Annotated in this window: 14 protein-coding genes; 7 read left to right on the top strand and 7 right to left on the bottom strand. The window is 43.3% G+C overall.

What is annotated here, in order from left to right:
* Positions 1 to 86 precede the first annotated feature (86 nt).
* Both DL94_RS15415 and DL94_RS0111560 read right to left on the bottom strand, forming a co-directional pair.
* Positions 87 to 518, bottom strand: a complete 432-nt coding sequence (locus DL94_RS15415; protein WP_051586439.1) for a terminase small subunit — start codon at positions 516 to 518, stop codon at positions 87 to 89.
* 49 nt (positions 519 to 567) lie between these two features.
* The gene (locus DL94_RS0111560) at positions 568 to 792 is read right to left on the bottom strand and encodes a hypothetical protein (RefSeq protein WP_028130287.1); all 225 of its coding nucleotides are present in this window, start codon (positions 790 to 792) and stop codon (positions 568 to 570) included.
* 464 nt (positions 793 to 1256) lie between these two features.
* Here DL94_RS0111560 and DL94_RS16335 point away from each other — a divergent pair, with 464 nt between their 5' ends.
* From DL94_RS16335 to DL94_RS0111525, 7 genes are all read left to right on the top strand, one after another.
* Entirely contained in the window at positions 1257 to 1409 is a 153-nt protein-coding gene (locus tag DL94_RS16335) for a hypothetical protein (RefSeq protein WP_197020750.1), read from the top strand.
* A gap of 13 nt (positions 1410 to 1422) precedes the next feature.
* Positions 1423 to 1608: a hypothetical protein gene (locus DL94_RS0111550; RefSeq protein ID WP_028130286.1), complete on the top strand. Its 186-nt coding sequence runs from the start codon at positions 1423 to 1425 to the stop codon at positions 1606 to 1608.
* 90 nt (positions 1609 to 1698) lie between these two features.
* Positions 1699 to 2361 carry a RadC family protein gene (gene radC, locus DL94_RS0111545; protein WP_037371846.1) on the top strand — a complete coding sequence of 221 codons (663 nt, stop codon included), beginning with the start codon at positions 1699 to 1701 and terminating at the stop codon, positions 2359 to 2361.
* 89 nt (positions 2362 to 2450) lie between these two features.
* On the top strand, positions 2451 to 2780 hold the full coding sequence (locus DL94_RS0111540) for a hypothetical protein (protein ID WP_028130284.1): 330 nt from the start codon (positions 2451 to 2453) through the stop codon (positions 2778 to 2780).
* Complete coding sequence (locus DL94_RS0111535) at positions 2777 to 3019, top strand: hypothetical protein (protein WP_028130283.1); 243 nt, start codon at positions 2777 to 2779, stop codon at positions 3017 to 3019. The genes DL94_RS0111540 and DL94_RS0111535 overlap by 4 nt, the downstream gene beginning before the upstream one ends.
* Before the next feature lie 10 nt (positions 3020 to 3029).
* Complete coding sequence (locus tag DL94_RS0111530) at positions 3030 to 3344, top strand: hypothetical protein (protein WP_028130282.1); 315 nt, start codon at positions 3030 to 3032, stop codon at positions 3342 to 3344.
* 35 nt (positions 3345 to 3379) lie between these two features.
* Positions 3380 to 3577: a hypothetical protein gene (locus tag DL94_RS0111525; protein ID WP_037371845.1), complete on the top strand. Its 198-nt coding sequence runs from the start codon at positions 3380 to 3382 to the stop codon at positions 3575 to 3577.
* A 41-nt stretch (positions 3578 to 3618) separates the two neighbouring features.
* On the opposite strand, the gene DL94_RS0111520 is transcribed toward DL94_RS0111525, so the two are convergent.
* From DL94_RS0111520 to DL94_RS0111500, 5 genes are read right to left on the bottom strand one after another with little or no spacing between them, the layout of a single operon-like run.
* Positions 3619 to 4086, bottom strand: a complete 468-nt coding sequence (locus DL94_RS0111520) for a hypothetical protein (protein ID WP_028130280.1) — start codon at positions 4084 to 4086, stop codon at positions 3619 to 3621.
* Positions 4079 to 4525 (bottom strand): DUF3310 domain-containing protein, encoded by a 447-nt coding sequence (locus tag DL94_RS16330; protein WP_051586438.1) that lies wholly within the window; start codon positions 4523 to 4525, stop codon positions 4079 to 4081. The genes DL94_RS0111520 and DL94_RS16330 overlap by 8 nt, the downstream gene beginning before the upstream one ends.
* Positions 4522 to 4845 (bottom strand): PDDEXK family nuclease, encoded by a 324-nt coding sequence (locus tag DL94_RS0111510; RefSeq protein WP_028130278.1) that lies wholly within the window; start codon positions 4843 to 4845, stop codon positions 4522 to 4524. Before DL94_RS0111510 ends, DL94_RS16330 begins: the two co-directional genes overlap by 4 nt.
* Positions 4823 to 5176: a hypothetical protein gene (locus DL94_RS0111505; RefSeq protein ID WP_028130277.1), complete on the bottom strand. Its 354-nt coding sequence runs from the start codon at positions 5174 to 5176 to the stop codon at positions 4823 to 4825. The genes DL94_RS0111510 and DL94_RS0111505 overlap by 23 nt, the downstream gene beginning before the upstream one ends.
* A complete protein-coding gene (locus tag DL94_RS0111500) occupies positions 5177 to 5479 on the bottom strand; it encodes a hypothetical protein (RefSeq protein WP_028130276.1) in 303 nt (100 codons plus the stop codon).
* Positions 5480 to 5597 lie beyond the last annotated feature (118 nt).

The raw sequence follows: 5597 nt of genomic DNA, 5'->3' as shown, positions 1-5597 counted from the left end.
CCATGAAATTTGCCCAATGTCCACAATCTACAGTACAAATTCAAGGTTTTTGAAGTATAACCACGGGATTTTCCGATACCCTGTCTTTAGTCAGAGGACGTTTTAGCCTTATCAGCTCTGCCTTTTGCCTTCTTCAGAATGCTTGCAACGTCAACATCACCGCTGACTTCGACCTTATCTGTGTACTGACCATTAGCACGCATAAGCATATCCAGTGCTTTCAGCCGTGTATTGTCGCTAGGAGTCTTGCCGTCTTTGTTCTCTTTGCCCATAGCAATGTCGCTAATCATCGCTACAGCTTCATCGACTTTCAGCGTTCTAGCAGCAATGATAGGCTTCATCTTAGCATCTATATAGGCCTTCACTCTCGGTTTATCTCGGAGTGCATAAGCATCCACCTTGGCATAAGCCTTGCTATATCCTGCTGAAATTGCAGCTTGGTACACGTTATAGCCATTAGACAGGTATTCATCAGCAAAAGCCTTCTGTTGTGGAGTCATTTCGCCTTTTCTAGCCATATAATCACCTTCCTTCTACCTGATAACCACTTAGAAGGTGACACATGATTTATTCTGCTGCCGAATCCTTCTTGGTGGTTTTAGTCGTCTTAGTTTTAGGCTTTTCTTCTTCCTTCTCTTGGATAGCCTCTAAGAGTACACACCCTACACCACCTGCGGAATAGTGCAATGTCACCTTATATCCATCATTGAGAAGGTTTTTCATCTCTGAGGCAACTGTTTTATCTTCGCTGCCGTACAGTTTATATTCTCTTACGACACAATCTGTTACCATTGGCTTTTCACCTCCCGTTGTTCTCTATGCTTTTATCCTCCTATTGGCTTTGCTCCGGCTGTACGTTGCCTCGCGCTCCCTTCTGAGCATGAGAAAAGCACCCATCATTACGACAGGTGCTTTCTGTAGGGATGAATCAATTAAGCAAGAACCCAACTAGGAGGTTTTTGGGATTATTGGGAGGCGATTTTTTCTCTCCCACATTCCCTATGATAATATTATAGCACCCTTTCAGCCCTTGTTACTATTGGAGTTACGCGCTCTCAAAAAAATTTAAAAAAATTTCAAAATACCTCTTGACATCATATACTGCTAGCAGTATACTAGAATCAAGAAAAGGGAACACACAAACACACCACACCCGGCAGGAGCTGTCCAAGATAGTACAAATCCTGCTGCTGGCACAAACAAGGACTCACTGCACCCTAAAATATACTACTAGCAGTATACAGGAGGAGAGGAAAATGAAGAAAAAGACAATTTGGGCATACCTCGATGGTAAAAAACTGGTCGACGTTGTACAGGCCGCACTTGACCGCAATGTGATGGTAGCTGAAATGAAGAAAATCCTCATCAAAGAGAATCCCGGTCATGAAGTTACTTTCAAGGTTCAGTAAGGAGGCGTTCAGAATGGCATACGTAAGAAAAACTCACGATGAGTACGAAATCGAATGTTTCTACACCGAATCGGGAAGTTGGGAATACGTTTTGACAGCAGAAAATTACAGAAATGCACGGGATATGCTCAAAGATTATCGCAACAATGACAATCGCCCATACCGCATCAAAAAACGCCGTGTACCCAACAACAACTAAGCCGAAACCTCCCTTCGGGGAGGTCGTGGAAAGGATAGCAACCTACCACCCGATGATGGCAAGCTACAAACAAGAAAGGACGTGTACATCATGAAAGCATTGAAAAACCCGGACGTTATGGAACGACTGAGCCACAGCCCACGACTTCTGACCACTGAAGAACTTATCAGTGTTTTGACCGACATTGACCCCGAAGTATTCAAAGAGGCGCAGGAAAGTGTACTTGCCATAGATGAAGGCTTACAGATAAGGGAAACGATGGAGCTTGCCACATACGGCGAACTTCCAAGCAAGAAACTTACCAAGTTACAAATGGTTAAATTTAAGGCACTTGCAGAACTTATCCGGCAGGTAGGTCAAAAACAATCTAAACAAATAAAGGTCATCCACGGCCCTGAAGATGTTGCAAATTACTTAATGCCACTTCTCAAATACGAAACTAAAGAGCACTTTGTAGTAATGTTTCTTAATACCAAAAATCACGTTATCGGTCATAAAATCATTAGCACCGGTTCTCTCTCCGCTAGTGTAGTACACCCAAGAGAAGTATTTGAGGCCGCCTGCAAAGCACATGCCGCCGCCATAATCGTATCCCATAACCACCCAAGTGGCGACCCCACCCCTAGCCGAGAAGATAAAGCCGTTACTGAACGACTTGTAAAGGCCGGGAAAATCATGGATATAAATGTACTTGACCACGTAATCATCGGCAATGCACGGTATTGTTCCTTCAAGGACAAAGGGTTACTTTGATAGTTTAAGAGCCTAGCAGGGAAACTTGCTAGACTCCATAAACCACCAAAGTGGCGATAAGCAAGAACACCTGAATAAGGAGGCGCATTATGGATACATCAAAGGTTAGTCGCAAGAAAGCCGAATCCTGGCACCCGTACAGAGTAACAGGAGATTTATACTTCCTGCTACGCTACAAAAAACCATTCGCCTACACTGAAGGTAAATATGGCTGGTACTGCAACTACTACGACTTAGGGGACGACATAATCCTTTCTGTCGGCGTTGCACCACACGGCACATTTGTTCCGCTCCCTTTATGCGATAAGTACAACACTGAAGCATACAACATCGTCATTGACGATGAAGGTGGCAAAGAACAAAGAATGAACCAGCTCCTAAGCAAGTTCAAAAAAGAATTAAGGAGGTTATCAAAATGACTAGAGAAACCACAAAATCCCGTTGTTACAATTTCCTGGCAATGTGCTGTGACTGCTATCTAAAAAACAAATACACCAACAAAGAGGTAGCAGCTGACTTTAGAATCAGAATTGCTCTACTCTGTGAAATTCTCAAACTTGACCCCACCCGGATAAACCACTACAGCATAGTTAAAAAGTACCGCCCTGACCTGTTTGAGCAGGACTTCTACGACGATATGAGAAAATATATTGCATAAGGAGGTAATCATGAAAGCACTGGTTTTAATGTCAGACATAAGTATACCCGTAGTAATCCCCAAGCACTACAGAGCTATGCTGAATGCCCTTAGCCACCACTTCCGCTACCACGTGAGCCAGTACACGCGCTATACAGACGATTATGTGTTATGGCATGAGGAGGGCTGCCACCACGAATACACCCTGCTTAGCACTAAGCGACTGGATGATATGCTGATGGCTATTGAATACCTCTACCACCACCGTATCGGAGGTAAACAAATAGAATGGGCACCTAAAGGGTGGATATTAGACAAAGGATACAAAGCCCTTGTAAATCTCTAATACTAGCAGTATAATTTAGACAGGAGGAATGAATCATGGCAGTATCTGAGGCGCAGAGACGCGCAACAAACAAGTGGAACAAAGCAAACCTAGAGCAGTTAGCAATCCGCATTCCCAAAGGAGAAAAGGATATCTTCAAGGCTTTTGCTGAAACCGCTGGACTATCGCTTGCACAATTTATCCGTGAAGCCTGTTACGAAAAAGCAGGTCAGGAACCACCCAAAACAGAATAAAAACGCACTAAAACCCCGGCACTAATCGCCGGGGTATTTTTTTATGCGATATCCACCACACGTATAAGACCAAACTGACAAGCAATTTCCACAGCAAGCGACTGAAATCTGTCAAGTATTGCAAACAAGGTAGACTCTGCGTATCCGCAGTAATGAGGACTAGCCTCGTTTGCAAGCTCTGAAATCTTGTAGCCGTTATAATACTTGCGCATTACTTCCCTCTCTAACTCCCGTGTATTTGCATACGTCAGGGCAATGACTTTCAGCCAATCCTCCGGCCGACGTAACAGCCAATCATCGATACGCACAATCGGAACCGGTGTTAATATTCGTATTGTCTTTCCTGCCGTGATATCTGACCGATACGAATTACCGCCACCACCTCCACACATTTCCCTGCGTTCAGCAGTCTTTGCCTCAACCACAGCTAACTTAATCAACTGCTCATTAGCAAAAATCTTTTTGACAAACTTATATGATTTTTTCCGTCGCGTTTCATCTTTACTCATACTTTTCCCCCTCAATCTCAATAGCTCTTTGAATACATTGAATACATTTCCGCAAATCCTCAATTTTCCTTGCAGGGTCTTTATGTCCGGCTCGTAACAAGTATTTAAGGGCGTTACCTAATGGAAAATTTAGCTGAAAGTGTGCTGCCATGTCGAACACATCACCTTCACGATACTGATAATAGTTCGGCTTGATAGCATCTGCAATAGTCAGCTTTGTTATGTCAGGTGCATCATTTGCCAACCCTTCAATCATGTCTTCCGCCCATGCGTAAATATTTTCTTTAAAATAGTAACAACCATCACAACCAGTACCTTGTATAGTGCACACCTCTCCCACATGCCTTAGCATTGACATTGTGACAATTATACCATTATAATCTTCGTCCAATTTAATGTCTTTTCTTATCCGAACTTTATCCCCGGCTTTGTATTTCATAGCTGTTCCCCCCATGCCTTATACAACTTGAAGAAATCCTCACTATTCATCGTCACCAACCACGGTTTACGATTAGACTTGTGCGCAACAATTGGTATTTCGCCGTCTTTAGCGTCATTCTCAGATTGTTCCATAGCTGCCCTTAAATTTAAACGCTCTACAAACTTGCACTCAATGTGAATACCTGGCAATCCAATCACATCAGCTATGACCGCACCATTACTTTGACTACCTCTCTGCGCATTATAGCCATGTTTTCGGCACTCGTCGCGCCATTGCAATTCTCCGCGCTTGCCTTTATCTCTTTGTGCTTTCCCCATTTGTATACCTCTCTTTGAACACCATCAAATCCTGCACTGCCTCTTTATCCTGCTCCGGCAGCTTATCTTTAATCATCAGCTGTTTAATCATCTGCAACTCTTTAATCATTGCATCAACGCTGCGCACATCACAGAATAGTATCGACTGGTACACGCCCTCAATATCGTCTTTATCGTAGGTGTCACCAAAATCATACTTGCCATCATTTTTCAACTGAACGATTGATAGCCAGTAAGAGTTACCATCTTTTACCTTGTACGCTATCATGCCCTTGTTTGGCTTATCATGTGCGCCCAGGACAACAAACGGTATGTGCTTGTGCTTTGCCATTTATAGCCCTCTCCTTTCAGCCTCATCTTTAAGCCGTGACAACAAATCGTCCCTGCCACGCTTTGTAAGTTCTGTAAACAGCTTATTCTTGAACTCGTCAGCTTTTTGTCTGTCTATATCGCCGCCGAAATCTAACGACGGATAATATATCCAGCAATCACGAATCATGCCGTCAAGCTCCCAATCCTCAAATTCATTCAGCCTTGACAATATTTCCCGGCTTACAATAGACAATGCGTATGTATGTCGTGGCAACGCATAGCGCAGCGCGAAAACATAAACTGTCCGTTCATCTTTCGTCATGCTCGTCACCTCCATTTTGCGACCGACATCGATGTCGCTTGCAAATTTAACTCGTTTTGTCGAATTAACTTTTTAACTTAACTCGTTTAACTCAATTAAACCGAATTAGATTTTGCCA

The sequence above is a fragment of the Selenomonas sp. AE3005 genome, assembly GCF_000686945.1.
Taxonomy (GTDB): Bacteria; Bacillota; Negativicutes; order Selenomonadales; family Selenomonadaceae; genus Selenomonas_A.
This window is presented reverse-complemented; position numbering and strand designations above follow the sequence as displayed.

Coding starts and splice junctions, on each gene's coding strand:
- DL94_RS15415 (WP_051586439.1), bottom strand. CDS start 518: ATGGCTAGAAAAGGCGAAATGACTCCACAACAGAAGGCTTTTGCTGAT.
- DL94_RS0111560 (WP_028130287.1), bottom strand. CDS start 792: ATGGTAACAGATTGTGTCGTAAGAGAATATAAACTGTACGGCAGCGAA.
- DL94_RS16335 (WP_197020750.1), top strand. CDS start 1,257: ATGAAGAAAAAGACAATTTGGGCATACCTCGATGGTAAAAAACTGGTC.
- DL94_RS0111550 (WP_028130286.1), top strand. CDS start 1,423: ATGGCATACGTAAGAAAAACTCACGATGAGTACGAAATCGAATGTTTC.
- radC (WP_037371846.1), top strand. CDS start 1,699: ATGAAAGCATTGAAAAACCCGGACGTTATGGAACGACTGAGCCACAGC.
- DL94_RS0111540 (WP_028130284.1), top strand. CDS start 2,451: ATGGATACATCAAAGGTTAGTCGCAAGAAAGCCGAATCCTGGCACCCG.
- DL94_RS0111535 (WP_028130283.1), top strand. CDS start 2,777: ATGACTAGAGAAACCACAAAATCCCGTTGTTACAATTTCCTGGCAATG.
- DL94_RS0111530 (WP_028130282.1), top strand. CDS start 3,030: ATGAAAGCACTGGTTTTAATGTCAGACATAAGTATACCCGTAGTAATC.
- DL94_RS0111525 (WP_037371845.1), top strand. CDS start 3,380: ATGGCAGTATCTGAGGCGCAGAGACGCGCAACAAACAAGTGGAACAAA.
- DL94_RS0111520 (WP_028130280.1), bottom strand. CDS start 4,086: ATGAGTAAAGATGAAACGCGACGGAAAAAATCATATAAGTTTGTCAAA.
- DL94_RS16330 (WP_051586438.1), bottom strand. CDS start 4,525: ATGAAATACAAAGCCGGGGATAAAGTTCGGATAAGAAAAGACATTAAA.
- DL94_RS0111510 (WP_028130278.1), bottom strand. CDS start 4,845: ATGGGGAAAGCACAAAGAGATAAAGGCAAGCGCGGAGAATTGCAATGG.
- DL94_RS0111505 (WP_028130277.1), bottom strand. CDS start 5,176: ATGGCAAAGCACAAGCACATACCGTTTGTTGTCCTGGGCGCACATGAT.
- DL94_RS0111500 (WP_028130276.1), bottom strand. CDS start 5,479: ATGACGAAAGATGAACGGACAGTTTATGTTTTCGCGCTGCGCTATGCG.